This window comes from Nonomuraea sp. NPDC050022 (assembly GCF_044460705.1).
Taxonomy (GTDB): Bacteria; Actinomycetota; Actinomycetes; order Streptosporangiales; family Streptosporangiaceae; genus Nonomuraea.
The window spans coordinates 85,451-112,128 of record NZ_JBITKE010000012.1; the positions used below are offsets into that span (position 1 = coordinate 85,451).

A 26,678-nucleotide genomic window follows, 5' to 3' on the forward strand; every position below is an offset into this window, starting at 1 on the left:
CGCTTGGTATGCCGCTGACCGCTTTGCAGCGGATGCCGGATACGTCAGACTTGTAAACTGGCAGGCTTGCTGGCTGACCGTGAGGACAACAGTGATCCGAACCTTGCTCGCTGAAGACATGCATCTGGTGCGAGGAGCGATCGTGGCATTGCTGGCCTATGAGGAGGATATCGAGATCGTCGCGGAGGTCGACCGGGGTGATCGCATCCTCCACGTCGCCCAGACGGTCCGGCCCGACGTCGCCGTGCTCGACGTCGCGCTGCCCGGCAAGGACGGGCTGGAGGCCGCCGGTGAGCTGCACGACAAGCTCCCGGAGTGCGGCGTGCTCATCCTCACCGGCGTCGGCACTCCCGGGCTGTTGAAGCGGGCCCTGGACGTGCACGTGCGGGGGTTCATGGCCAAGGACGCGCCGCCCGGCCGGCTCGGCGACGCCATCCGGAGGGTGGCCGCCGGGGAGCGGGTCATCGACTCCGAGCTGGCGATCGCCGCGATGAGCCCACCGGAGGCGCCGCTGACGGAGCGGGAGCTGGACGTGATCGGGGCCGCGGCCGAAGGGGCCACGGTGTCGGAGATCGCCGCGTCGCTGTTCCTCGCGGAAGGAACGGTCCGAAATTACCTCCACCGGAGTACGGCGAAGCTGGGGGCGCGCAGCCGGATCGACGCGATCCGCATCGCCCGCGAGTCCGGCTGGATCTGACCCCGCCCGCTGAGGACCCGGCGACTTAGGGCGTCGGTTCCAGGGCGGTGCGCGTGGGGAGGGCTCAGGGCATCGGTTCCAGGCCCGTGTGGGCGGCGGCGAAGGCGAGCACGTCGGCGGCCAGAGCGATCGATCTGCTGATCGCCCTGGCCCCGTGGCCGACGTCGCGCTCGTGGCGCAGCAGGATCGGCCGCTCTCCCGCCGTCGCCCATTGCAGGGCCGCGCACATCTTGCGCGCGTGCATCGGATCCACGCGCGAGTCGGCGCCGGAGACCGTGAACAGCGTCGCCGGGTAGTCGGTCCCCTGGCGTACGTGGTGGTAGGGCGAATAGCCGAGCAGCCAGCCCAACTGCTCGGGAAGGTCCGCGGAGCCGTACTCACCGGTCCAGGCGGCCCCGAGCCCCGACCGCTCGTACCGCACCATGTCCAGCAGCCCCGCGGAACACACGACGGCGGCGAACAGCTCCGGCCGCCGCGTCATCGCCGCCCCCACGAGCAGGCCGCCGTTCGACTCGCCCCAGACCGCCAGCTGTTCGGGCGTCGTCCACCCGTCGGCGATCAGCTTCTCGGCGGCGGCGGTGAAGTCCTGGAAGACGTTCTGCTTGCGGTCCAGCATGCCGTCGCGGTGCCACGCCTCGCCTTCCTCGCCGCCGCCGCGCAGGTTGGCCACGGCCAGCACGCCGCCCGCCTCGACCCAGGCCAGGGAGTCGGCCGCGTACCCGGGAGTGAGCGACATCCCGAACCCGCCGTAACCGGTCAGAATCGTCGGACGGGGGCCGCCGGGGTGCGGGCCCGCCACGACCACCATGCGGACCCGGGTCCCGTCTGCGGAGACGTACTCGAGCTGGTGACTCTCCACCCGCGAAGCCCCCACCGCCGCGCCGCTCGCGGCCGGTGACCAGCGGGTCGTCGTTCCCTGGCGGGCGTCGTGGCGCCAGACCTCCGCCGGGGTGACCGCGTCCGTGTAGACGAACCACGCCTCGTGGCCGCCGCCGGGGCGCGCGGTCAGCGAGGCGATGGAGCCGCTGCCGGGCAGCGGCACGGTGCCGGTGCGCTCACCCGTGGCGGCGTCGTGGACCGCGAGCTCGCCGACCGCGTGGCGGGTCCTGGCGATCAGCAGCCGGCCGCCGTCGAGCAGCGTGAACGTCCCGAGGACGGCCGCGGGGTCCTCGGGTACGAGCTCCTCCCACGCGGCGGGGGTGGCCGGGTCGGCGACGCAGAGCCGGCGGCGGGGCGCGTCCTGGTCGGTGAGGATGTACAGGCGGCCGTCCGGGCCCATCGCCGCCGCGGCGCGCGCCGCCACCCCTTCCTGGATCACCTTCAGATCGAGGTGCTCGGGCGGGCCGGCGGACAGGTCGGCGAGGTAGAGGTCGTTCCGGGCGGGGGTGCCCGCCGAGATCACCAGCCAGCGGCCGTCCGCGCTGATCTGCAGGCCGTACGAGAGCGCGCCGCGCGTGAAGACCTGGACGTCGCCGCCGTCTCGCCTGTGCAGGTGTACGCCCTGATGGAAGCGGACGTAGAAGAACTCCCTGCCGCCGGGCAGCCAGGCGACCGGTGAGTAGCGGCAGCCGCCGATCGGGCCGTCGACGATCTCGCCGGTGGCGACGTCCATGACGTACAGGTCCGCCCGCTCGTCCCCGCTCCTCGACAGCTGGTACGCCAGCAGCCGCCCCTCCCAGTCGGGCTGCCAGTCGTCCAGCGTGGTGAGACCGGTGGCGTCGAGCTCCATGGGATCGAGGACGGCCCGGTCGTCGCAGTACAGCACCGGATGCTCCTGGCCCGCGGACTGGGACAGGTGGAAGCGCCGGTCGCCGCGCCATACCGGCGGGGTGGTCATCCCTGTGACGCTGAGCTCGGTCAGGCGCTTCTGGAAGTGCTCGCGGAGGGGCAGGCCGGCGGCGTGGTGCCGCCAGAGCCGGTCCTGCTCGGCCTGCCAGCCTCGGGTGGCCGGATGGGCGTCGTCCTCCAGGCGGCGGTAGGGGTCGGTGACGAGGTAGCCGTGCAGCTCCTCGACGAGGGACAGACGCTCTGCGTCCGGATATTTCATGACACGGGCTCCGGTTGCCAGTGGCCGGCCAGGTCGGCGTAGGTGGGTGAGAGGCGCATCAGCTCGTCATGCGTGCCGACCATGGCCTGGCCGGCGTCCATGAGCAGGATGCGGCGGGCGCGCGTGGCCGAGGTGAGGCGGTGGGCGACGACGATCAGCGTGCCACCCCGCTCCGCGAACGCGGCCTCCACCCGCGCCTCGGCTGCGGGGTCGAGGTGGCAGGTGGCCTCGTCCAGGATGACCAGGCGGGCCGGGGCCAGGTAGGCGCGTACGAGGGCGATCAGCTGACGCTGTCCGGCGGACAGGGCGCCGGGGTCGAGCTCAGGCTCCATGTCCGCCAGCAGGCCGGTGGCGCCGAGCGCGGTTACGGCGGCCTCGACCTGGTGGGGCGACGCGTCGCTCAGGTAGGTGAGGTTCTCGTGCGGCGAGCCGCGGAAGACGTACGCCTCCTGGGGGATCAGCACCCGCGCGGCGGGAGGCACGTCGGCGGCGGGCACTCCGCCGATCCGGACGTCACCCGCGTCCGGCGGGAGAAGGCCGCTGACCAGGGCCGCCAGGGTGGACTTACCGGCGCCGCTCGGGCCGACGACCGCCAGGTGATCGCCCTCGGGGATGTCGAGATCGAGACCGTCGATCACCGCCTCGGAGTGCGGCCCGTAGGCGAACGTGACTCCTCTCAACCGCACGCTGCCCGCCGGAGCCTCGGACGCCCGCCCCGGCCCTGCCCCCGATCCCTCAGACGACCGCGCTGAGCCGGTCGTGGGGATCGATCCCAGGACCACAGGCGGGATCGGCGCCGGGACCAGGGCTGGGAGGCCGGAGGCGGCGATGCGGCGGAGGGTGGCCACCAGGCTGACGCCGCTGACGCCGAGGCCGTGAACGAGGCCGTTCAGGGCGGGGGCCAGCGACTGGGTGACGTAGGCCAGGGCGCCCACGACGACGCCCGCGCCCATGCCGCCGCTGAGCAACCAGGGCGTACCGGTCAGGAGGAGCACCACAGGCAGCCAGGCGCCGACGGCGAGGGCGATCGTGCGCGCGGCGGTCACGCGGGCCAGCGCGCGCGCCGCCGACGCCTGCGCCTCGACCCGCTCGGCCAGCGCCGCGCCCACGCGGTCCTCCGCCCCGCAGGCCACGATGTCGCGCAGCCCCCCGGCCATGCCGGTCATCGACTCGGCGAGCAGTTCGTCGGCCATCAGGAACGCCCGCTGCCGCCGCGCCAGAGCCGGCAGGGACACCAGGAACAGCCCCAGCCCGGCGACGAACGGCGGCAGCACCAGCACCGCCGCCTGCGGAGCCAGCGTGAGCAGCCCCAGCACCACGCTGACCACGGTGAACGCGAACCCGCGCACAGTGGTGATCACCGCCGCGAAAGCGTCCCTGGCCAGCTCCACCTGGAGACCGGCCCGGGTGACGGCGGCGGTGTCCGGGCGGGCGGTCACCGATCGGGCGGCCCGGCGCATGGCTCCGCCGACCACGTGAGCGAGCAGGTCGTCCCGGAACGGCTCCGCGACCGCCGCCACGGCGAGAATGATCTGGCGGGCGGCGACGGCGGCGACCAGCCACGCACAGCCGAGCGCCGCCAGCCAGACCAGCCCAAGGGCGGGACGGCCCGCCGCGAAGCCGTCCTCGATGGCGCGGGCGACGGCGTGCCCGATGAGGAACGCGGGCGCCGCCTCCAGCACCGACCACAGACAGAGACGCACCAGCGCGTACGGCCGCCGCCGCAACGTCTGCCAGAGCAACCGCTTCATGAGACGTCTCCCCGGGGTCCGCGGGATTCCTGGGGCCCCTGGAAGACGGCCCGGTAGTGCGGGTTCGCCCACAGTTCGTGGTGCGGCGCGTGGCCGAGCACCCTGCCGTCCTCCAGCCAGACAACCCGGTCGGCGCGGGAGGCCGTGGTGAGTCGGTGGGCCACGATGAGCCGGGTCCGCCCCCGGGGGTCTGCGGTGAGGGCGTTGCCGACCTGGCGTTCGGTGACGGTGTCGAGGCTGGAGGTGGCGTCGTCGAGCACCAGCAGGCGTTCTCCCTGCGCGAACGCCCTGGCCAGGCCGATCCGCTGCCGTTCGCCGCCGGACAGCGGGGTGTCGGCCATGGGGGTCGCGTACCCGCCGGGCAGGCGGCGGATGAACCCGTCGGCGCACGCCGCCGTCGCCGCCGCGGGTACGACCCCCTGGTCATCCGCTCCGAGCCCGATGGCCGCGCCGACGGTGTCGCCGACCAGGACCGGCCGTTCGAAGGCGTACCCGATGGCCCGTCTCAGCTCGGCGCGGTCCAGCTCCGGCAGCGGTACGCCGTCGAGCAGCACCGTTCCCCCGGCGGGGTCCGCCAGCCGCGCCGCCAGCGCGGCCAGCAGCGACTTGCCGGATCCCGAACGCCCCACCACGGCCGTGACCGACCCACCGGCGATCACCAGGTCGTCCACGGCCAGACCGGGCATCGTGACCCCCCGAAACGCCACGCTGCCGAGCCCGGCAGGTGGTCTCGAGGTGCCGTACCGGGTGGCGGGCAGGCCGAGGACTTCGGCGACGCGTTCGGCCGCCGCGCGCGCCCTGGCCAGGCCGCCGATGTGGCCGAGCGCGGTGCTCAGTGCCGCGCCCAGGACCGCGTACCTCGCCGCCGCGTACAGTTCGCCGATCGTGAGCTCGCCGGCGGCCAGCCGGAGTCCGCCCACGGCGAGTACGGCCACCTCCACCAGCGGCACGACGAGGCCCGCCTGGACGCCGGCCGAGGCGTTCGCCCGCCACAGTGCCATGCCGTGGGCCCGTAGCCGGTCCATGGGCGCCAGGACCCGGCGCGTCTCGCGGTCGGCGGTCCCGGCGGCGGCGATCGTCCGGGCGCCGCCGAGCGCGTCCACCAGCCGGGCGGCGATCTCGCCCTGTACCTCCTGGTAGCCGCCCGCGATCGTGGTCGTGGCCCGGAGAAAGGCCCGCAGGACGAGCAGGATGAGCGCGATCCCGGCGACCAGCGTCGCGGTCAGCACGGGGTCGATGAGCGTGAGCGCCACCAGGGCGCCGAGCGTGGGGACGAGCAGCGCCAGCGCGCCGGTCACGGATTCGGGCGCCCGACCGGCCTCTTCGGTGTTCAGGCCGGCACGGGTGACCAGCTCGCCTTCGGGGAAACGGCGGGTCGCGGCGGGGCCGACGCCCAGGACGTGACGCAGCACCGACAGGCGCAGCCGGGCGGCCGCGTACGCGCTGCTCGCGCCGCGTGCCCAGACCCCGGCGCTCTCGCAGAGCATGATCGCGGCCACGATCACCGCGCAGGCCGTCAGCCAGGACGCGGTCTCGGGCCGGGCGGAGACGAAGCCGTCGACGGTACGGCCGACCGCGTAGGGCAGTGCCAGCTCGGCGGCCGCGCCCCCGATCGCCGTGACCGCGAGGACGGCGGGCCATGGGCCGCTTCGCCGTACCGCGTCCATCACCAGCCGGTCTCCGGCCCGCACGACCGTCTCCTTCATCTGGCGCCTCCTTCATCTGGCGCGACAGAGGAAATGCCAGTGACCAATCCCCGCGCCGCCGTAAGCGACGCGGGGATCGGCGCTAATGTGATCAGTGACAAAGTGCGACACTGAGGTTGCTCGGGTGGCCTGACTGACACGTCAGAGCGGTCAGGGTGCTGCCGCCACTGGCGACATCGCTGCCGGCCGGGGTCTCGAGACCCTGCAGGTCGAGAAGTACCATGGTTTACACCTCCTTCTGGGACTGGTTGGAGACAGGCCGCCGGTCGGCGGCGGCCTCGAGGAAGGGCAGGCGTCCCGGCTGTTCGCCCATCACTGTGCCTAGGGCGAACAGGACGCCTGCCGTTCCGGTCGCGAAATCCATGGAGAGGCGCAGCAACTGGTCGCCGGGGAAGGCCAGACCTCCGCCGTACGGCAACGCGTGCCAGCGCATGCCCTTTACCTGGGCCTCGGACGCGCCGTCAAAGTCGAGCCCGCAGCCGAGCGCGGCGACGATGCCCGCGCGCCCGGTGAACAGCCCCGGCTGGACGAAGAACCCCGACCGCGCGACCAGCCGCAGCTCACGCAGCGCGGTGGCGAACTCCTCGTCCTCCCGGTGCGTCAGGTAGCGGGCGAGCACCAGGCCGATCCCGACGGACCCCTCGTCCAGGTACGGCAGCAGCCGCCAGCCCTGGTTCACCTGGAGTGAGCCGTCCTCGGCCGCGCGACAGCGGCGCAGGTCCTGCCGGAGCGCGACGGCGGCCAGGTCGAGCAGCGCCGAGTCACCGGTGCGCTCGTAGGCGTGCAGGAACAGCAGGGCGGGTCCGCAGGAGCCGTACATGAGCCCGGCCCGCGGATTCGTGCCGCCACTGAGCTCAGGGACGTCGTCGGCGCCGCCGAGCCGGTCCGCGCAGATGTCGACCGCTCGCAGCGCGCTGCGCTCCAGTTCGGGCTCGCCCAGGTGGAAGAGGTTCAGCCCGATGCCGGACAGGCCGGAGAAGAGGGCCGATTCCAGGCCGTCCCATTTCTCGCGCAGACTGATCTCGACCACGTCGAGCGCGTCCTGCCGGTGGCCGAGCAGGTCAAGGGTGTAGGCGATGCCGTGCAGGCCGTCGTAGAAGCCGAGGCCGGAGCCGGACACCGGGCGCTTGGCCCGCGCGAGCAGCCAGCTCTCATACTCGGGGAAGCGGCCGGCTCCGGTCGCGGCCAGGGCGTACAGGACGCCGGCGGCGCCGTAGGCGAGGTTCAGGCCGCCGCCCGGCTGGAACTGGGCCACGTCGCCGGGGAAGAGCCGGTCGTCGCGTCCGGGCGTCGCGGATGTCGTGATGGCCCGGCACATCGCGGCGCGTAATTCGGGCCAGGTGGCGCTGCCGGGCATCGGCAGGGCGCGCATCTCGCCCTCGTCGCGGTCGTCGCCCGCTATCGTGGACACGGCCGGCGCGATCTCGCGGGTGAAGGTGTCCGCCACGATCTCGCCGAGGTGCGCGACCTTGGCCCGGTGCAAGGGCAGCATGATGGTGCACTGCGGGGCGAACAGCCCGAGGCGCAGGCAGGCCATCGCGTACCTGTCGACGTCGGTGCCCCGCCGGTCGGCCGGCGCCGCGTACGCCGGGTGGGCCAGCGCGGCGCGGCCGCCCTCCTCGGCGAGCGTGGCCACCTCGTAGTCGATGAGCACGACCCGGCCGCTCTCGGTCAGCAGGATGTTGTCGGGATGCAGGTCGCCGAAGACCACGCCGCGCTCGTGCAGCGACGCCAGCGCCCGGTCCACCCGGTCCAGGGTGTCGAGGGCCCAGTCGGTGTAGCCGGCGAGGTCGTCCGGCGTGCACGTCGCGCGGGTCAGCGGGTATCTGTGCACCAGGCGGCGTTGCAGCGTGGTCCCGTCGACGAACTCCTGCACCAGGAAGTGATGCTCACCGAGGGTGAAGTAGCCGAGCAGCTCCGGCGCGGCGGGCAGCTCGGCCAGGCGGCTCAGTATGTCGCGCTCGTGCGTCAGCCGCGCCACCGCGTCCCGTCCCGCGTTGTCGAGCCCGGCGTACGGCCTGGCCTCCTTCAGCACGACCCGGTCGCCGGTTCGCTGGTCGCGGGCGAGGTAGACACCGCCGCCGTTGGAGAAGTGCAGCACGTCCTCGATCGCGTACGGCAGGCCGGTCGTGGTCACGGCGTTGCGCGCGGCGAGATGGGGCTCGAGGAACTCGGGCAGCGTGGTCCAGGACGGCACCGAGAACGTGGCGCCCCGCACGTCGGGCACGAGCTGTCCGCCGCCGTCCTCGACGGCCAGCACCCGCTCACCGCCGGACAGGCAGTGCCGCTCGGCGAAGCCCCCGTAGCGGACGAACAGCGGTCCCTCGCCGTAGCGCAGGTCGCTCAGGATGTACGGGCCGCGTACGTCGCGCAGGAGTTCGTGCAGCTCTTTGAGAACGAGTTCGAGCTGACTCTCGTCCCTGGGATAAATGGTGACCAGTTTGCCGCTCGACGCCCTGGAGGCGGCCTTGGAATTGAGCATGACCAGGACCGGCAGGCCGCGCAGGAACTTGAACGCGATCCCGCGGGGCAGGCAATAATCCCAGACGGCGGCCAAGGCCCGTTCCGCGTCGTCCACGCGGGCCGAGACGTGAATCTTCCAGCCCTGGGAGGGCAGGGGCGCCACGCCGCCCGGCGCGTAGTAACACCAGGTCTCCGTCGCCTCGTGCAGCCATCCCTCGGGGACCGGCCGGTGCGCGATGGGAAAGTCGGCGTCCTCGGCGGTGCTGTGCTCGAGGGTGTCGTAGAAACGACCATCCGCGAGGCAGTACAGCTCATACTGGTCCATCCGGCGCGACCTCCCGTGCGTTGTCATTAAGAGAATGGCAACGCACGGGCAAGGCGTCTAGTAACACACGACATTACCGAGGCGTGCTTACCTCATAGCCATTTGTGAATTTCACACGTTTGTTTATCTGGGGCACATATACCGAGAAGGTGAATTGCCCGGTGCGGACCGCGGTGATCTCCAGCCAGCCGCCCACATCGGCCATTCGCTCGGTCAGGTTCATCAGCCCTTGGCCCGACTCTCCCGTCCTGCGTACCGGGTGGACGCCGTCGTTCTTGATCGACAGCCGGACCAGTTCGTCGCGTTCGAGCAGCTGGATGGCACATTGTCGCGCCTCCGCGTGGCGCAGCACGTTGGTCACGCCTTCGCGCAGGGCGTGCGTGAGCGCGTCGGCGACGTCGCCGGGCAGGTCGGGGCACGCCACCCGGATCTGGCACCGCACTCCCACCGACTCCAGCAGGGCGCGCGCCGAGCTCATCTCCACCTCCAGCGAGGAGCGCCGCCCGCCGTGGGCGACGGCCCGTACGTCTCCCGCCAGGGTGCGCAGCAGTTCGAGGGTCTCGCCGACCTCCAGCTTGGCCTTCTCGTTCTCCTCGTCCACCAGCCGATCGATGAGCTGCGTCTTCAGGACCAGGGCGGTGAGCCGGTGGCCCACCAGGTCGTGCAGGTCCCTGCTGAAGCGGCGGCGTTCGAGCGCCACGGTCGTACGGATGGCGTCGGTTCTGGCGGAGGCCAGCCACTGCGCCCGCGCGGCCAGGCTCACCAGGGCGTACTCCATCAGGCCGAGCACCGGGGCGGCCAGCGCCCACCCCCGGTCGGCGAGCCCCTCATGAGGAGCCGCGAGCAGGACCGGCCCACAGCACACGGCCAGCGCCACCAGCGTGGCCGACCTGATGCGCCCGGCCACCACCAGCAGCGCGCCGGCCAGCAGCCCGCACATCGGCGTCCACGCCGCCCCGAACAGGGCCAGCGGCACGAACGTCAGCCAGGCCTGCACGCCGACCAGCCACCACCCCCCGGGCCTGCCGGCCAGCGTCCCCAGCACGAACCGGGCGTGCACGGCCAGCAGGAGGAGCAAGGCCACCGAGGCGGCCGATGAGAATCCCGAGCCGGCGAGCTCTGCCTGCACCGGAACCGTCACGGTGAGCAGCCCCGCCATCAAGGTCAGCCAGGCCATGTCCAGGGGAGACGAGGGAATGTCGCCGAGAAGACGTAGCCGGGGAGCCGGCTCGCTTCCTAATCCATTCACTTGTCCCCCGTTGCGCTGCGTCACGAGCACCGAACCGTCCGTTGTCCCTCTCCAATCGACCCGATGTACCGCGTTCTGTAAAGCGCAATGTCGGCTTCGAGCAGAACTTTCTGCCCGCACCCGCCTGACTTAGGCCGCGTGACGTCGTCATAGGGTTGCGGCTATGGATTACAGACGACTTGGTGACACCGGCCTGCGGGTCTCGCGCATCTGCCTCGGCATGATGAGCTTCGGAGATCCGGCCAGGCAGGAGTGGGCGCTGCCCGAGGACCAGGCCGAACCGCTCGTCCGCCGGGCCGCCGACGGCGGGGTCACGTTCTTCGACACGGCCGACGTTTACAGCGCCGGCGAGAGCGAGGTCGTGACCGGGAACCTGCTGCGCAAGATCTTCCCCAGGCGCGAGGACTACGTACTGGCCACCAAGGTCTATTTCCCGATGGGCAAGGGGGGCAACGACCGGGGCCTGTCGCGCAAGCACATCTTCGACGCGATCGACGCCTCGCTGCGCCGGCTGGGCACCGACTACGTGGACCTCTACCAGATCCACCGATGGGACGACGAGACGCCCATCGAGGAGACCATGGAGGCGCTGCACGACGTGGTCAAGGCGGGCAAGGTCCGCTACATCGGGGCCTCGTCGATGTGGGCGTGGCAGTTCGCCAAGGCGCAGCACGTGGCGCGGGAGAACGGCTGGACCAGGTTCGTGTCCATGCAGAACCACTACAACCTGCTCTACCGGGAGGAGGAGCGGGAGATGCTCCCGCTCTGCGCTGACCAGGGCGTGGGCGTGATCCCGTGGAGCCCGCTGGCACGCGGCGTGCTGGCCCGCGCGGGCGCGGCCCAGTCGACGACCAGGACCGGCTCCGACGCGCGCATCGACGCCCTCTACGACCCCGACAACGACCGGCTCATCCTTGACCGGGTGGCGGAGCTCGCGCGCGAGCACGAGCTGCCGGCCGCCCAGATCGCCCTGGCCTGGCTGCTCCAGCAGCCGGCCGTCACGGCCCCCATCGTGGGCGCCACCAAGCCGGGCCACGTGGACGACGCGCTCGGCGCGATGTCCGTGTCGCTTTCCGACAAGGACCTGGCCTCCCTCGCGGAGCCTTACCGGCCGCGCGAAGTGCGCATGTAGCTCGTACAGCCTTTAGCTCGTACGGCCTTTAGCTCGTACGGCCTTTAGCTCGTACGGCCTGCCTGGGTGGGAGCGGGCGGCCGCCGAGTCGCTCGCGATCGTCGGCGCCCGCATCGCCGTCGCCGTTTGTCGGAGGGGATCCCTAAGCTGGCTCCATGGCTAGGGCTAACGATGATGCGGCGGCGGCGCTCTCCGAATACGCGGAGCTGTTCGCGCTGACCGGTGGCGACGCGTTCCGGGTGCGGAGCTACCAGAAGGCCGCTAAGGCGATCGCCGGGTTCCCCGAGGACATCTCGGTGGCCGACGTGCGGAGCGTGCCGGGCGTGGGCGAGGCGATCGCCAAGAAGATGGAGGAGTTCCTGCAGCGCGGGAGCTTCCGCCAGCTCGACGACCTGCGCGGGCGGGTGCCCGAAGGGGTGCGGCGGCTGACCCGCGTGCCGACGCTGGGGCCGAAGACGGCGATCATGCTTTTCGAGGACTACGGCATCGACTCGCCCGTGGCGCTCGGCGAGGCGATCACCGCCGGGCGGCTCGACGGCGTCAAGGGGCTCGGCCCCAAGACCCTCGCCAACCTCCTCAAGGGCATCGAGCAGCTCGAGCAGTCGGGCCGCCGGGTGCACATCGGCGTCGCGATGTCCCTGGCCGAGCAGGTGATGGCCTCGCTAAAGGCCGAGCGGCTGGCCTACGCCGGGTCACTGCGGCGGATGAAGGACACGATCGGCGACATCGACATCCTGGCTGTGGCGCCCGAGTCCATCATGGAGGACTTCCGCGCCCAGCCCTATGTCGCGGAGATCATCGCGGCGGGCGACAAGAAGACGTCGATCCGCACGACGTCGGGCCTTCAGGTGGACCTGCGCGTGGTGCCCGCCCAGTCGTGGGGCGCGGCGATGCAATACTTCACCGGCTCGAAGGAGCACAACGTCGCCATCCGGGAGATGGCGGTGAAGAAGGGCTGGAAACTCTCCGAATACGGACTGTTCGAGGGTGAGACGGTGATCGCCTCGGAGTCCGAGGAGGACATCTACGCCGCGCTCGGCATGCAGTTCGTACCCCCGCCCATGCGCGAGGACGGCGGCGAGGTGAAGGCCGCGCTCCGCCACGAGCTGCCGGATCTCCTCCAGCTCCCCGACCTCAAGGGCGACCTGCACACGCACACCAACCTGACGGACGGCATCGCCTCGCTGGCCGACATGGTCGCGGCGGGACACGCCCGCGGCTACCTCTACTACGCCATCACCGACCACGCCCCCGACCTGGCCATGCAGCGGATGACCCTGGACAAGGCACTGGAGCAGCGGCAGCAGGTCGCGGAGCTGCAACAGAAATATCCCGACATGCGGCTCCTGCACGGCACCGAGCTCAACATCGCCCCCGACGGCTCCGTCGACTGGCCCGGCGAGATCCTCCGCGAATTCGACGTGTGCGTCGCCTCGGTCCACTCGCACTTCGGCATGTCCCGCGACGAGATGACCCGCCGCTTCATCGCCGCCTGCGAAAACCCGTACGTGGACATCATCGGCCACCCGACCACCCGCAAGATCGGCAAGCGCCCGCAGGTGGACGCCGACTGGGACGCCGTCTTCCGCGCGGCCGGCCGCACCGGGACGGCCATGGAGATCGACTCCTTCCCCGACCGCTCGGACCTGCCCGCGGACCTGGTCCGCCTGGCCAAACACCACGGGGTGAAGTTCTCGATCGACAGCGATTCACACGCCATCCCCCACCTGGCCAACCAGCGGTTCGGCATCGGGATCGCCCAGCGCGCCTGGCTGACCACGGATGACGTCATCAACACCTGGCCACTGGAGCGCCTGCTCGCCTTCCTCGGCCGGTAGGCGCGACCATCGCCCGCTCACCTTCCTCAGCCAACAGGCGCGACCGTCGCCTGCTCGCTTTCGTCGGCCGACGGCGCGGCCATCGCTCGATCGCCCGCGTGGAACGGGCTCAGGCGCGGTGATCTCTTCAAGACACCCCCTGAGCCGCCGCGCCGCGCGACTTCTTCGCCACCTCGAACCTCAAGTGCGTGGCGAACGGAGACTCCAGCACCCGAGTCCGGTGCGGCCGGACCTGCTCGCTCCCGATCTCGAACATCCCGGTCCCTTCCGTCAGCGGCACGGGCGCCAGACAGATCCGCAGGCCGTCGACGGAGCCCGGCACGTAAAAACCGCCGTCCCACATCGGCCCCGCCACCGATCGCGACGCCCCGACCTCCAGCCACCGCCCGAACCCGCGCCAACGCACTCCCAACACCATCAGTGACACGCCAACACGCCCTCAAAACCGTCGGTGACGAACGTGAACGGCGGGCCGTCCCTGACCCACTCCTCCGGTGGCCGAGAAGTCATCACAAGACGGGGGCAGTCCACCCGGAGAATGACCACCCACAGGTGGATGTGGCCACCAACGGATTACGCGAAAGTAGTCCCACCTTCACCCCACGAAAAGGACGGCGATCATGTCACCGGCGCCCAAGCGATCGAGAGCCCGCAAGATCTGGACCCGGGCTCTCGCAGCGCTGGCCGTGCTGCTCATCGCCGCCATCGCCGGCGTGGCGGTGGCCTACCCCTCCGTGGCCGCCACGACGTGCCCCGGCTGCTATGGCCTGACAGAGCTCCACCCAGGCGTCTACATCGAGCGCGACCTATCGCCCCAGCAACGTTCACAGGTCAGCCAGACGGTCGACGCCGCCACGAAGAAGGTCGACACCTTCTACGCCGGCAGAAAGAGCTCGCCCAGCCTGCTCATCTGCGCCACCGAGGAGTGCTACCAGCACATCGGCGGCCACAAGGAACGCGGCATCGCCGTTCTGAACCGCTCCGTAATGCTGTCGCCTCGCGGCCTCGACACGGTGATCGCTTCACACGAGATGTCCCACGTCGAGCTCCACACCCGCCTCACCTCCGGGGCAGAGGTCCCGCAGTGGTTCGACGAGGGCCTCGCCGTGGTCGTCTCCGACGACCCGCGCTACCTCGCCCCGCGAACGACCGGCGACCGCTGTCTGGTCCTACCGACCGCGCCGCTGCCGGTCTCTTTAGACGAGTGGCTGAGTACGGCCAGCAAGGATACGAACACGTACGCCAAGGCCGCCTGCCAAGTAGACCGCTGGCTCCGAGCCAATGGGGACCGGCAGGGCTTGGAGTCCCTCATTCAGCACCTCAACAGCGGCGAGACCTTCGACTCCCTCGTCCCCAACCGAGCACCCGATCCTTCACCCTGAGCTCGACCTCGCCCATCAGCGTCCCCGAACAGCGAACCGTGAGAGCAGACCCGAAGAGCGGACCCCGAGAGCGGCCCTGAACGGCGGACCCGGAGGGCCCGCGCAAGCAGCCCATCAGCCCCGCCCTGCGGGAATCTCAGGCGGTCTGAGGAGGCGAATACAGCCACGGGTCGCGCAGGTCGAAGTAGGTGAGTTCGCCGTCGAATAGGTCCTTCCACTGCTCGAAGAGCTCTCGCATCTCCGGCGGGAGCTCCTTGCCCTCGCCGTCCCTGGCCGCCTGCTCAGAGGTGAAGTACGCGACCTCGGTGTATCCGCCGTCCCGGTGCAGCGCGGCGAACCCGCCGATGAGGTCGGGCCGGAATGCGGCCATGTCCCGCTCGCTCTGGGCGGTGATCTCCCGCATCCGCCGGAAGTCCCGGACCTGTCCCTGCATCACCTGGACGAACCCCGCCGCATCGGACCCGCCCTTCAGATACGTGTACGCCTCGGCGCAGTCGTGGAAGGTGACCTCGCCACTGAAGAGCTTCTGGGTCTCGGCCCACCACTGACCCTGCTCCGGCCGCTCGCTGTTGCGCCGCGCCACCTCCTGCGACTCGAAACGCACCGTGTTTACGAACATGCCGTCGTCCGTCACACCGGCGGTCGTGCCGAGCCAGCCGTCCACCCCTGGCGCGAGCTCGGCGTGCCACCGATCCAACGCCGCCCGCATCTCACCGACGTCCCCGACCTGTCCCTGAATGATCTGGATGAACATCGCGGCCCCCTCGCTGTGTACCTCAGATCCACGCTAGGAGCCTGCCTATGAAGGTCGAGATGTCGAGGCCCCATGCCATGCCCAAAACTTGCCGTCGCTCCGTTGACCTCGGCGGACGCCCGGCCCGCCGACCCCAGGTGGCCACGTTCGCCTGGCGGCCGACCTGCGGAAACCCGCGCCAGGCGAGAGAGGTGTACTGCCGGTACGCCCTTCGGCAGAACCTGTTTGCCTGGGCGTAAAGCCGGTTACCTGGATGGTGTGGATCCCATCTGTCGGCGTCTGGGGCGGAGGCAGGAGGGGGCCACAACCCTACGTACAGGCCGCCTGGGTGGGCGAAACGGATGACCGCAAGGTAGCCCGGCAGCCCTCGAGGCCAAGGGCAGCAGACAGCTCGCGCAGGTCGACGCCGCCCGCGAGCTGGGCTCCGGCCCCGCCCACACCTGACACATCTCATAACCTCGTTTGTCTGAGAGAGACACCATGGAATTCGTCAAGCAGCAGGCCACCACCAAGGCTCCTGCGGACTGGTTCACCGGCGACGTCTGGTTCGACGTGATCTACGCGGGCCAGGAGCCGTCCCGGATGCGTGCCAACATGGTCCGTTTCTCCCCCGGCGCCCGTACCCACTGGCACTCCCACGTGCTGGGCCAAACCCTGCACGTCGTGTCCGGCGTCGCACTGATCGGCACCCGCGACGGCACCGTCTTCGAAGCCCATCCCGGCCAGACCGTACGCTGCCCTCCGAACGAGGAGCACTGGCACGGCGCCACCCCCGACCGCTTCATGGAGCACCTCGCCATGTGGGAAGGCGCGGGCGACGGCAGCACCGAAACCACCTGGAACGAGCCGGTCACCGGCGAGCATTACAACCGCGCCCGCAGCCACTGACCAGATAACCGTCCTTCTTTCCACGCCGCCACGCGCCGAAGGACGGCCAGCGAAAGGATCTTCGATGACCGAGCAACCCCGGCAGATCGGCGGCGGACGCCGCATGATCGGCGATTTCGCACCAAAGCTCGCCGAGCTCACCGATGACGTCCTGTTCGAGGACGTCTGGAACCGCACCGAGCTGGCCGCCCGCGACCGCAGCCTGATCACTGTCGCCGCCCTCGTCGCCGGCGGCGATGCCGATCAGCTCCGCTTCCACCTCGGGCGCGCGAAGGAGAACGGCGTCACCGAGACTGAGCTCATCGAGGCGATCACCCACCTCGCCTTCTACGCCGGCTGGCCGAAGGCCATGACGGCGATCACGACTGCGAAGCAGGTCTTCTCAGGATGAGCGTCGGGGGAAGGGGGCATCGGGGTCGGATCTTGGTCACCGGCTCCACGGACGGTCTTGGGCGTGCTGCGGCGGGCCGAGCTCGCGGCCGCCATGCCGACCCAGCTCGGCAGCGAACTCGCAGTCGTCCAGCAGCTCACGCCCCCAGTCCAGCAACGGCCGCGCCGCGTCTCCTGGACGCGGCGCGCCAGTTGGCCCTTCCGTCAAGGCCAGTTGGCCCTTCCGTCAGGGCCAGCTCGACCTGCACCGATCCTCCAGAAAGGCCGATCCTCCCGAGAGAACATGCGCTGGACCAGGCCGACCGCGTCGAGGCGGTTGATCAACCTGTTGGGCGCCGCGCTGGCCTGCACGGAAGCCAGGCGACTTCCCGGACGACCTCATGACGCTCCCTGCGCGATTCACCGTCACCTACACGCGATTCACCGCCACCTGGAAAGGTGGTGGCGCCAGCCTGGCACGGACTCCGCCACAGCGATTAAATGGTTTTCCAGTAGGAAATACATGCTGCGGAGGTAGCGCCCATGGAGCAAGCTCTGGCGACGATCGTCAAACCGCTGCCGGCCCACCTGTTCACCGTGCACGACGGCAGCGCCGAGATGCGGTGGGAAGCCATGGCCGGGCAGGGATACCACACCCCTATAGACCGATTTTTCGTGCGAAATCATACGTACACGCCCCGCATCGACTCCCCGACCTGGCGGCTGCGGCTCCACGGGGCCGGGCTGCGATGTCCGGGCGAGTACGACTACGGCCAGCTCCGTGCCATGCCGTCACGCACCATCGACGCCGCGATCGAGTGCGCCGGGAACGGCCGACGCCTGTACGCGACGCAGCAGCACAACCCGGCCCCGGGCGCGCAGTGGGGGCTGGGCGCCATCGGGGTCGCGCGGTGGCGCGGAGTGCCGCTCAGTTACCTGCTCCGGCACGCGGGACTGCGGCCCGATGCCGTGGACCTGCTGCCGAGCGGTCTCGACGCGCCGTTCGAGGACTACGGGCACGTACGCCGGCCGCTCCCGGTCGACAAGGCCATGGCGGACGTGCTCGTCGCGTACGAGATGAACGGCCGGCCGCTCCCGCCCGACCACGGCTTTCCGGTACGCCTGGTGGTGCCGGGCTGGGTGGGAATAGCGTCGATCAAATGGCTGGGTGATATCGAGGTGGCGACCCGGGAGCTCACTTCCCCGTGGAACACCGTCTTTTACCGCGACGTGACGATCCAGCCGGTGAAGAGCGCTTTCGAGCTGGCCTGGAATGCGCGCCTAGTGGCCGGCCGGCCGCACATCCTGCACGGCAGGTCGTGGTCAGGGCGGGGACGGATCGTCCGGGTCGAGGTCAGCGTCGACGGCGGACTGAGCTGGCGGCTGGCCGCACATCACGGCCCGCACCTGGTCAGCGCCTGGTTGCCGTGGCACATCGGCTGGACCCCCCGGCGGCCGGGGCCGTACGAGCTGATGGCGAGGGCGACCGACGAGACGGGCGAGACGCAGCCGCTGACGACGCCGCACCACGCGTTCGGATATCACTTCGACGCTGTCGTGCGGCATCCTGTTTCCGTTGTCCACGGATAGGGAATTGTCACCGATCGGGGGTGAGCTGCGCATTTACTAAATGATGGGACAGCGCATCCGAATTCATCTGGAAGACTCTCGCGGAAACGTCGCGGCAATCCTCGCATGTGATGGTGGCCAGATTCCGTGAGAAAGGGAGAGCAGATGCGCCAGCTCACCGCACTCGACGCCCAGTTCCTCAACGTCGAATCCGCGACCACCGCCGCCAATGTGGCGGGCCTGGCGATCCTCGACCCCGCCGAGGGCCGTGTCACCCGCGACAACCTCGCGGCCCTGCTGCTGGAGCGGCTGCACCTGTCGCCGGCGCTGAGCCTGCGGCTGGCGGAGGTGCCGTTCGGGCTGGACCGGCCCTACTGGGTGCCCGACACCGAGTTCGACATCGGCAACCACCTGTTCGAGACGACCCTGCGCGCGCCCGGCGGCGAGCGGCAGCTGGCCGAGACGGTGGCGGCGATCCACGCCCGGCGGCTCGACCGGACACACCCGCTGTGGGAGATGCACCTGATCAACGGGCTGGCCGACGGCTTGGCCGCCGTCTACACCAAGGTGCACCACGCGGCCATCGACGGCGTCTCCGGCGCGGAGACGCTCGCCACCCTGCTCGACCTCTCCCCCGACGCCCGCGACCCGCTGCCGCACGACTGCCGGTCAGGCCGGACACCGCACCAGGCGAACCAGCCGGACCAGGCACCACACCAGACCGGCCAGACCGGCCAGACCGGCCAGACGCCGGGCAAGGCGCAGGACCTGGTCCCAGAAAGGCAGGCGCCCGGCCTGGTGGGCATGACCCCGGAAAGGCAGGCGCCCGGCCTGATCGGCATGCTGGCCGCCGCCGCCGTACAGACCGCGACCCACCCCATGCGCGCCGTCCGCTCGGTGGTCAAGGCCGCCGGTGACCTCGACGCGATCCCCCTGGCCTCCGCCCTCCCCGGCTCGCGGCTGATCGCCAAGGCGGCCAGGTTCGTCGCCGGTGACAACACGCAGCGCCCCGAGCTGCCCGGTCTGACCGTCCCGCGCACGCCGTTCAACGGGCCGATCAGCGGGCGGCGCCATCTGTCGTTCGGGTCGGTCTCGCTCAAGGACGTCAAGAGCGTGGCCAAGGCCAACGGGATGAGCGTCAACGACATCGTCATGGCCCTGTGCACGTCGGCGCTGCGGTCGTGGCTGGAGGAACGGAACGCGCTGCCCGACGAGCCGCTGGTCGTCGCGGTCCCCGTCGCGGTCCGTACGGCCGGCGCCGGGGAGACGGTGGGCAACCAGATCTCCGCCATGATCGCCCCGATGCCCACGAACGTCGCCGACCCGGTGCGACGCCTGCGGGCCGTCGGCGCGACGATGAGCGCGGCCAAACGGCGCTTCGCCCTGGCGCCGCCCGCCTGGGTGAACGAGCTGTGCTCACTGCTGCCCGCGCCCATCACCAGCCTGGCGACTCCGGCGATCTTCCGGCTGGCCTCGGTGACGTTCCCGCCGATCAACCTGATCATCAGCAATGTGCCCGGTCCGCAGTTCCCGCTGTACCTGTGCGGGGGACGGGTCCTGTCGTACTACCCGCTGTCGGTGCTGACCGACATGAGCGGCGGCGTGAACATCACCTGCTTCTCCTACGACGGCATGCTCGACTTCGGCGTGGTGGCCTGCCCCGAGCGGATGGACGATGTGTGGGGGCTGCTCTCGCACCTGAAGACGGCCCTCGACGAGCTGTCAGACGAGCGAGTGGGCGATGAGTTCCGCGACCGCGTCGGGGTCGATCTGGTGGCCGGTTAGCTGGCAGAGGTTCTCCTGGTAGAGCAGTACGGCCGCGAACGTGGCCGCCGCCACCTCCAGCCGGGCCGCGTCACCCCGGGCGCCCGGCAACGCCAGCTCCAGCGCGAACCTGGCCCGGCTGATCAGCTCGCCGTTGAGCCGGCCGAGCCGCTCCTTGACCGAGCCGTGCGTGTCGGCCTCGCGGAACAGGATGCGGCGCATCGCCGGCGAGGCGCGCAGCGGCAGCCTGCGGGCCAACCGCGACAGCGTGCCCGCCGGGTCGCCGGGCACCGCGTCGATCTCGTGCCCCTCCTCGACCAGCGTGCGCTCGTCGATGAGCGCCACCAGGACGTCGATCTTGCGCGGGAAGTAGTGGAAGATCAGCCCCTTGGGCACCGCGGCCAGCCTGGCGATGACCGCGGTCGGCGTGGCCTCGTAACCGCCACCGGCGAACAGTTCCTCCGCCGCGTCCAGAATGCGCGTCCGCGCGTCACCGACCTCCACAGCCGCACCCTAGCGTCACCCTGTAGCCCCTGGTAAGAGCACGGAAGTCGACGACATCCTCACTGGGCGCCGATGGCCCGGCTGAGCATCGGGTAGGCCCGGTGCAGCTCCCGCTGCCAGGACTCGTGGTTGTGCCCGCCGCGATAGAAGTGCGTCCGTACGGGCACACCCAGCCGCTCAAGCCGCCCCGCGAACGCCCGCGCGGCCCGGTTGGCCAGGTCCTCGACCAGGTCACCCGCGCCCGCGGCCACGTACAGCTGGACCCCCTTGAGCTTCCCGGCCTGGTCGTAGGGGTTGTGGGCGCGCCAGACGGAGCGCTGCGCGGCCGGATCCCCCCAGACGCGCTTCCAGTCGGTGCCGAAGCAGCCGATCGTGGTGCCCGCCATGACGGCCTGCGGCACGCCGGGTTCGAGGATGTGCACGGCTCCGCTGAAGGAGGCCGCGGCCTTGAAGTACCCCTTGGCGGCGTACAGCATCGCGCCCTGACCGCCCATCGAGTAGCCGGCGACGGCCCGCTCCCGCCCGGCGCGGTAGCGGGATTCGAGCAGCGGCAGCAGCTCCTTGAGGTGGTACGTCGCCCAGCGCGGCGGGCCGCCGTCGCCGCCGTTCCACCAGTCGGAGTAGCTGCCGCACTTGCCGCCGTCGGGCATGACGACCATCAACCCGGAGTTGCGGGTGAACGCGTCGACGTCGGTCTTGGCGGTCCACGAGGCGTAGTCGTCGAGGCCGCCGTGCAGCAGCCAGAGCACCGGCCAGTCGCGCCGCGACTCCCATCCCGAGGGCAGCAGCAGCCGGACCTTCGTGGTGCCGGCCAGCGCCGGCGACCTGATCGTCAGCTCCATCCTGCGCTCGTCGAGCCGCTTCTCCTCGACGACTTCGACCGCCTCGGCCGCCCGCGCGCCGCTCGACGGAACCGGCCGGGAGGCGGGCTCGCCACCACGATGGAGCAGTACGGCCACCGCCCCCACCGCGAGAAGGCCGCCGACGACCAGGCAGCCGCGTAACCGGGGTGCCATCGGAGCCTCCCCTTTCGATGCGCGGATAATAGCCAGATGAGATCAATCTCCACCACGGACCTGTCCGTGTTCCCGATATGCCTGGGCACCAACGTCTTCGGCTGGACCGCCGACCGGGCGGCGTCCTTCGAGGTGCTCGACGCGTACGTGGCGGGCGGCGGCAACTTCATCGACACGGCCGACGTCTACCCCTACTGGGCCACCGGTGAGTCCACCTCCGAGACGATCATCGGTGAGTGGATGGCGGAGCGCGGCAACCGCGACTCGATCGTGCTGGCCACCAAGGTCGGCATGCTGGAGGGTGTGAAGGGCCTGGCGCCCGCGACCATCCGCACCGCCGTCGAGAACTCACTGCGCCGGCTGCGTACCGACCGGATCGATCTCTACTGGGCGCACGTCGACGACAAGGACACCCCGCTGGCCGACACGCTGGCCACGTTCGGGCAGCTGATCGAGGAGGGCAAGATCCGCCACATCGGCGCCTCCAACTACGGCGCCGAACGGCTGGCGGAGGCGCTGCGGGTGGCCGACGACGAGGGTCTGCCCAGGTATGTCGCGCTGCAGCAGCAGTACAGCTTGATGGAGCGCGACTACGAGGGCGCGCTGCGCGACGTCGTGGCCGCGGAGGGGCTGTCCAGCACCCCTTACTCCTCGCTGGCCCGCGGCTTCCTGACCGGCAAGTACGCCCCGGGGGTCACGGTCGACAGCCCGCGAGCGGGACAGGCGGCCAAATACCTGGAGACGGAGCACGGACGGCGGACGATCGAGGCCCTCACCAAGGTGGCCGCCGAGCACGACGTCGAGCCGGCGGCGGTGGCGCTGGCCTGGCTCGCCGCCCAGCCCACGATCACCGCGCCGATCTCCAGCGCCCGCGATGTCAGGCAGCTCCAGCCGCTCCTCATGGCCGCCGCGCTCACGCTGACCGCCGGCGAACTACGCGTCCTCGACGAAGCCTCCCGCCCCTGACCACAGGAAACCGTCCAGAACCAGTGGGAGCTCCTACCCAGGTGCAATCTTGAATTCGCCTTCAAGATCATGTGATACTCCACAAGAGTTTTGACTTTTGTTGTGAAATGTCCGTCAGGTGAGACGGGCAGTTGGAGGATCGCGTGGCGCCCGGGCTTCCAGCCGGTGAACAAGAACCCCAAGTCCTCCCCTTTCACCGAACCATCCCCCGGCTGCTGAGAGACCCGGTCACCGAGCTGGCCAAGATGGGCACCGACGCCGGGGGGCGGATCGTCCGGCTGAACATCGGGCCATTCCAGCCCTACCTGGTCTCCCATCCCGACCACGTCCAGCAGGTGCTCAAGACCGACTGGTCCAACTTCGTGCGCGAAGGCATGTTCTGGCGGCCGCTGCGGCGCGTGACCGGCCAGAGCATCCTGGGTGAGGGCGAGGGCTGGGAGTCCAGCAGGAAGGTCCTCCAGCCGCTGTTCACCGCGAGGTACACGGCTTCGCTGGGCGAGGACCTGGCCGACATCATCGCCGGCCGCGTCGCCGAGCTGGACGAGCACGCGCGAAGCGGACGGCCGATCGACGCCGCGCAACAGATGACGGCGATCGTCAACGAGAGCGTCATCAAGGTGCTGTTCGGCGGGCGGATCCCCCGGGACGTCGCCGAGCGGCTCCTGCCCGAGTTCGCCACGTGCGCCACCTCGATCGGCTTCCGGCTGCTCCTCCCCTTCATGCCCTACTCCGTCAGAGTGCCGGGGGACCGGGCCTTCCTGGCGGCCACGAAGAAGATCGACGAGATCGTCTACCCCCTGATCGAACGGGCTCTCAGCGAGGGGACCCGCACCAACGAAGTGCTCTCGGCGCTGCTCAGGGTCAGGATGGAAGAGACGGGCGCGGCGGATCCGCGGCAGGTCCGCGACGACCTGGTCAGCGTCTACGGCGCGGCGTCGGAGACCACGGCGGTTTCGCTGACCTGGCTGTGGTCGGTGCTGCACGATCATCCCGACGTGTACGCCAGGCTGCGGGAAGAGGTCGGCCAGGTGGTCGGCGACGGCCCGGTCCGGCCGGCCCACGTGCCCGGGCTCAGATATCTCCGCATGGTCCTGCAGGAGGTGGTGCGCCTGTACCCGCCGGGCTGGATCATCCCCCGCCAGGCCGTAGCGGACACGGAGATCGGCGGGGTCCGGATCAAGGCCGGCTCGCAGGTGCTGGTCAGCCCGTACACGACCCATCGGCTGGCGGAGTTCTGGAAGCGGCCGCTGGAGTTCGACCCGGAGCGCTGGGCGCCCGAGCAGGCCGAGCGCCGGCATCGCTACGCCTCGATCCCGTTCGGCGCCGGCCCGCACGTATGCCTGGGCCAGCACCTGTTCTATCTCAAGGCGCCGCTGGTGATCGCCAACCTGCTGAGCAGGTACCGGCCGGCGCTGACCAACCCGCAGCGGCTCACCTTGGTGCCGGGAGCGTCGGTGCGACCGAAGGAGAAACTCATGCTGAAGCTGCTGCCGATCGAGCGGAGCCGTCAGGCGTGAGCGGCGGGGAGGCAGCGGAGCTGCTGACGGATCTCATGTTCCGGCCCTGGGGTCAGGTCTCTTCCTCGGTCTATGAGACCGGCCGGCTGGTCACGCTCGTTCCCTGGCTGGTCGGTCACCAGGAGCGGATCGATTACCTGGTCGCCGCCCAGCGGCAGGACGGCGCCTGGGGGGCACCGGACGGGTATGGGCTGGTGCCGACCCTGAGCGCCACTGAGGCGATCCTGTCCGCGCTGCTGCGCGGGGAGTCCGGCACGGACGGGCAGAACCTCGGGGAGGCCGCCGAGCGCGGCCTGCGCGTTCTGGCCGACTGGCTGGCCGGCCCCCTGCGGCTGCCCGACATGCCGGCGATCGAGCACATCGTGCCCTCGCTGGTCGCCCTCATCAATCGGCACCTGGAGAGCCTGGCGGGCCACGGCCCGCTGTCGCTGCCCGACGGGATGAGCTACGACACGCTCGACCTGGTCAGATCGTGGATCGAGTCGGGGGCCGAGGTGCCGGAGAAGTTGCTGCACGCTCTGGAGATCGGCGGCCCGGCGGCCAAGGGGGCGCTCGTGGCCCGGCCGACGGCGATCGGCACCGTCGGGGCCTCACCCGCGGCCACCGCCGCCTGGCTGGGCGAGCGGGGCGCGCGCGACGTGCACGACCCGTCCCGCGGGCACCTTGAGGCGGTGGCCAGGCGCCACGGTGGCCCGGTGCCCGTCGGGCTGCCCATCACGGTGTTCGAGCGGGGCTGGGTGCTCAGCTGGTTGATCCGCGCGGGCGTGCCCGTCGAGGTCCCGCCGGAGATGGCGGCCGACCTCAGGGCGGCGATCGGTCCCGCCGGCGCCACCGCCGGCCCCGGGCTTCCCGCCGACGCCGACACGACCTCTGTGGCTCTGTACGCCCTGGCGCTGCTCGGCATGCCGTACGAGCCGGACTGCCTGGGGGCGTTCCGCTCCGGCACGCACTTCTCCACCTGGCAGGGAGAGCAGGGCACCTCGGTCAGCGTCAACGCGCACGTGCTCGACGCCCTCGGCCAGTACGTCACCTGCGTGCCCGCGGCCGCCGGCCGCTATGACGAGACCATCGCCGAGGTGGCGGCCTGGATCTGCGAGCGGCAGGAGCCGGACGGGAGCTGGACCGACCGGTGGCACGCTTCGCGCTACTACGCCACGGCGGCGTGTGCGCTGGCGCTGGACGAATTCGGCGGCGACCTCTCGGCGGGCGCGGTGGACGCGGCCGTCGGCTGGGTGCTGGAGACCCAGCGGCCGGACGGATCGTGGGGCCGCTGGGTGGGCACCGCGGAGGAGACCGCCTACGCGATGCAGATCCTGCTGCTGACCCGGTGGCGGGCGGACCCGCGATGTGAGCGGGCCGTGGACCGCGGTCACGCGTATCTGACACGGTCGTCAGGCGAGGAGCATCCGCCCCTCTGGCACGACAAGGACCTTTACACGCCGGTCGCCGTGGTCCGCGCCGCCGTCATCGCCTCGTCTCATCTCGCCCGGCGGACCTGACCCTCATGGGACTCCAGATCTCCGGCCAGTTCGTGGACGGTGTACGCGTGCGTGTCCCTGGCCAGGTACCAGCGGCCGTTGAACGACACGCTCCTGCGCTGCCCCTCCGCGATCTCCGCCAGGTCGGCGGGCAGGTCGGCGAGCGCGGCTCTGAACTCCGCGTCGAGCTCGCCGATGTGCTCGGAGACCCGCGTGACCGCTCGCGCCGTGCCTGTGCCCGCGTTCTCCAGGATGCTGATGGAGTTGGGCTTGCCCTCGGCCTTTTCCCGCTCGAACGTCCTGATGTCGTTGGCCAGCCGCATGCAGGCCGCGCCGAGATGGGTGGCCGGCTCGATCGACGCCCAGTGGGCGGCCTCGGCGGGGACGGGACCGCGGATCGCCAGGGCGGCGGCCCACCAGGTGGGATAGAGGATCGTGAGCAGGCCGTTCGCCAGGTAGTCCGCGTACTCCGGCCAGGGGGCCCGGCCCGCCGCCCAGGCGCGCTCGCGGAGCATGGCCGCGCCGGCGAGCTCCAGCCGTCGTGCCAGGTTCGGCGCGTGGACCGCCGCACCAGCGTGGCCGTGGAAGCGGGCACACCACGCCTGCCAGGCGCCCAGGACCTGCTTGATCGGCCCTTCGGCGGCCGGCTCGGGCGCCGCGGCGAAGGGCATGCCGGTGGTCATGGCGCACAGCCGGGCGACGAAAGCGGTGAAGTCGCGGTCGGACCAGTCTCCGGCGATGCCGTCGGCGATGTCGTCGAGGCCGAACAGGATCGCGGTCAGCGCCCCGAGCTCGGCTATCTGGTCGCGGCGGGCGAGCGGGAACGTGGCCGCGGCCGACAGACAGCTGAAGGCCAGCCGGCTCGCCGAGCTCTCGCCGTCGGCGAACAGGACGGGAAAGGGGCGCAGCAGCCCGGCCGCCTCGGGGACGGCGTCGAGCGCGGCCCGCAGGACGGCGCCTCGGTCCCCCTCGGGCACGCCCGCCAGCTGATGCGATCCCTTGAGCAACCGGTCCGCGAGATCGTTGCGGATGCCGAAATACGGGCGATCCTCCGGGTCACTCACCCACGGAGGATATCCATCAATACATCATTTGACTAATTGAGTCATGAAAACGGATATTTCACCGCAAATGAATACAGTCAGGTTGAGGCAAGATCGCCCTCTTTGCTAGGGTGCCCACGTCTTCAGCGCCGGTATGCCACTGCATGTCCTGGTGGTCAGCCATTTCAAATGACTTTCACAGGGTAGGTATGATGCGCTT

General features: G+C 70.6%; 22 protein-coding genes. 11 read left to right on the forward strand and 11 right to left on the reverse strand.

Features of this window, described 5'->3' with window-relative positions:
- The first annotated feature begins 91 nt into the window (after window positions 1-91).
- Window positions 92-697, forward strand: a complete 606-nt coding sequence (locus ACIBO2_RS43085) for a response regulator transcription factor (RefSeq protein WP_225289753.1) — start codon at window positions 92-94, stop codon at window positions 695-697.
- 64 nt (window positions 698-761) lie between these two features.
- Here the strand turns inward: ACIBO2_RS43085 and ACIBO2_RS43090 are convergent, their stop codons facing one another.
- From ACIBO2_RS43090 to ACIBO2_RS43115, 6 genes are all read right to left on the reverse strand, one after another.
- Entirely contained in the window at window positions 762-2,744 is a 1,983-nt protein-coding gene (locus ACIBO2_RS43090; protein WP_397304065.1) for a prolyl oligopeptidase family protein, read from the reverse strand.
- Window positions 2,741-4,495 carry an ATP-binding cassette domain-containing protein gene (locus ACIBO2_RS43095; protein WP_397304066.1) on the reverse strand — a complete coding sequence of 585 codons (1,755 nt, stop codon included), beginning with the start codon at window positions 4,493-4,495 and terminating at the stop codon, window positions 2,741-2,743. The genes ACIBO2_RS43090 and ACIBO2_RS43095 overlap by 4 nt, the downstream gene beginning before the upstream one ends.
- Window positions 4,492-6,201 (reverse strand): ABC transporter ATP-binding protein, encoded by a 1,710-nt coding sequence (locus ACIBO2_RS43100; protein ID WP_397304067.1) that lies wholly within the window; start codon window positions 6,199-6,201, stop codon window positions 4,492-4,494. The genes ACIBO2_RS43095 and ACIBO2_RS43100 overlap by 4 nt, the downstream gene beginning before the upstream one ends.
- Before the next feature lie 91 nt (window positions 6,202-6,292).
- A complete protein-coding gene (locus ACIBO2_RS43105) occupies window positions 6,293-6,424 on the reverse strand; it encodes a SapB/AmfS family lanthipeptide (protein WP_357642972.1) in 132 nt (43 codons plus the stop codon).
- Between the two features lie 3 nt (window positions 6,425-6,427).
- A complete protein-coding gene (gene lanKC, locus ACIBO2_RS43110) occupies window positions 6,428-8,989 on the reverse strand; it encodes a class III lanthionine synthetase LanKC (RefSeq protein WP_397304068.1) in 2,562 nt (853 codons plus the stop codon).
- Window positions 8,990-9,062: 73 nt separating this feature from the next.
- Complete coding sequence (locus ACIBO2_RS43115; RefSeq protein ID WP_358553469.1) at window positions 9,063-10,238, reverse strand: histidine kinase; 1,176 nt, start codon at window positions 10,236-10,238, stop codon at window positions 9,063-9,065.
- A gap of 163 nt (window positions 10,239-10,401) precedes the next feature.
- Here ACIBO2_RS43115 and ACIBO2_RS43120 point away from each other — a divergent pair, with 163 nt between their 5' ends.
- Complete coding sequence (locus tag ACIBO2_RS43120) at window positions 10,402-11,370, forward strand: aldo/keto reductase (protein WP_397304069.1); 969 nt, start codon at window positions 10,402-10,404, stop codon at window positions 11,368-11,370.
- A gap of 155 nt (window positions 11,371-11,525) precedes the next feature.
- The gene (polX, locus tag ACIBO2_RS43125; protein WP_358553473.1) at window positions 11,526-13,208 is read left to right on the forward strand and encodes a DNA polymerase/3'-5' exonuclease PolX; all 1,683 of its coding nucleotides are present in this window, start codon (window positions 11,526-11,528) and stop codon (window positions 13,206-13,208) included.
- A gap of 127 nt (window positions 13,209-13,335) precedes the next feature.
- On the opposite strand, the gene ACIBO2_RS43130 is transcribed toward polX, so the two are convergent.
- Window positions 13,336-13,626 (reverse strand): hypothetical protein, encoded by a 291-nt coding sequence (locus ACIBO2_RS43130; RefSeq protein ID WP_397304070.1) that lies wholly within the window; start codon window positions 13,624-13,626, stop codon window positions 13,336-13,338.
- Between the two features lie 202 nt (window positions 13,627-13,828).
- On the opposite strand from ACIBO2_RS43130, the gene ACIBO2_RS43135 reads away from it, so the two are divergent.
- Window positions 13,829-14,590: a hypothetical protein gene (locus ACIBO2_RS43135; RefSeq protein ID WP_358553477.1), complete on the forward strand. Its 762-nt coding sequence runs from the start codon at window positions 13,829-13,831 to the stop codon at window positions 14,588-14,590.
- A 136-nt stretch (window positions 14,591-14,726) separates the two neighbouring features.
- Here ACIBO2_RS43135 and ACIBO2_RS43140 read toward each other — a convergent pair whose 3' ends face one another.
- Complete coding sequence (locus ACIBO2_RS43140; protein WP_397304071.1) at window positions 14,727-15,344, reverse strand: hypothetical protein; 618 nt, start codon at window positions 15,342-15,344, stop codon at window positions 14,727-14,729.
- 480 nt (window positions 15,345-15,824) lie between these two features.
- On the opposite strand from ACIBO2_RS43140, the gene ACIBO2_RS43145 reads away from it, so the two are divergent.
- From ACIBO2_RS43145 to ACIBO2_RS43160, 4 genes are all read left to right on the forward strand, one after another.
- A complete protein-coding gene (locus ACIBO2_RS43145; RefSeq protein ID WP_397304072.1) occupies window positions 15,825-16,232 on the forward strand; it encodes a cupin domain-containing protein in 408 nt (135 codons plus the stop codon).
- Between the two features lie 64 nt (window positions 16,233-16,296).
- A complete protein-coding gene (locus ACIBO2_RS43150; RefSeq protein WP_357951193.1) occupies window positions 16,297-16,623 on the forward strand; it encodes a carboxymuconolactone decarboxylase family protein in 327 nt (108 codons plus the stop codon).
- Between the two features lie 521 nt (window positions 16,624-17,144).
- Window positions 17,145-18,191 (forward strand): sulfite oxidase, encoded by a 1,047-nt coding sequence (locus tag ACIBO2_RS43155; protein WP_397304073.1) that lies wholly within the window; start codon window positions 17,145-17,147, stop codon window positions 18,189-18,191.
- A gap of 144 nt (window positions 18,192-18,335) precedes the next feature.
- On the forward strand, window positions 18,336-19,955 hold the full coding sequence (locus ACIBO2_RS43160) for a wax ester/triacylglycerol synthase family O-acyltransferase (protein WP_397304074.1): 1,620 nt from the start codon (window positions 18,336-18,338) through the stop codon (window positions 19,953-19,955).
- Here the strand turns inward: ACIBO2_RS43160 and ACIBO2_RS43165 are convergent.
- On the reverse strand, window positions 19,893-20,438 hold the full coding sequence (locus ACIBO2_RS43165; RefSeq protein ID WP_358553493.1) for a helix-turn-helix domain-containing protein: 546 nt from the start codon (window positions 20,436-20,438) through the stop codon (window positions 19,893-19,895). The two genes, ACIBO2_RS43160 and ACIBO2_RS43165, sit on opposite strands and share 63 nt — an antisense overlap.
- Window positions 20,439-20,497: 59 nt before the next feature.
- On the reverse strand, window positions 20,498-21,454 hold the full coding sequence (locus ACIBO2_RS43170) for an alpha/beta hydrolase family protein (protein ID WP_358553495.1): 957 nt from the start codon (window positions 21,452-21,454) through the stop codon (window positions 20,498-20,500).
- A gap of 36 nt (window positions 21,455-21,490) precedes the next feature.
- On the opposite strand from ACIBO2_RS43170, the gene ACIBO2_RS43175 reads away from it, so the two are divergent.
- The 3 genes from ACIBO2_RS43175 to ACIBO2_RS43185 all read left to right on the forward strand — a co-directional run bounded on the left by ACIBO2_RS43175 (window position 21,491) and on the right by ACIBO2_RS43185 (window position 25,436).
- Complete coding sequence (locus ACIBO2_RS43175; protein WP_358553497.1) at window positions 21,491-22,420, forward strand: aldo/keto reductase; 930 nt, start codon at window positions 21,491-21,493, stop codon at window positions 22,418-22,420.
- A gap of 143 nt (window positions 22,421-22,563) precedes the next feature.
- Window positions 22,564-23,937 carry a cytochrome P450 gene (locus ACIBO2_RS43180; protein WP_397304075.1) on the forward strand — a complete coding sequence of 458 codons (1,374 nt, stop codon included), beginning with the start codon at window positions 22,564-22,566 and terminating at the stop codon, window positions 23,935-23,937.
- Window positions 23,934-25,436, forward strand: a complete 1,503-nt coding sequence (locus tag ACIBO2_RS43185; protein ID WP_397304076.1) for a prenyltransferase/squalene oxidase repeat-containing protein — start codon at window positions 23,934-23,936, stop codon at window positions 25,434-25,436. Before ACIBO2_RS43180 ends, ACIBO2_RS43185 begins: the two co-directional genes overlap by 4 nt.
- Here the strand turns inward: ACIBO2_RS43185 and ACIBO2_RS43190 are convergent.
- Window positions 25,415-26,479 carry a terpene synthase family protein gene (locus ACIBO2_RS43190; protein ID WP_397304077.1) on the reverse strand — a complete coding sequence of 355 codons (1,065 nt, stop codon included), beginning with the start codon at window positions 26,477-26,479 and terminating at the stop codon, window positions 25,415-25,417. The genes ACIBO2_RS43185 and ACIBO2_RS43190 overlap by 22 nt on opposite strands.
- Window positions 26,480-26,678 lie beyond the last annotated feature (199 nt).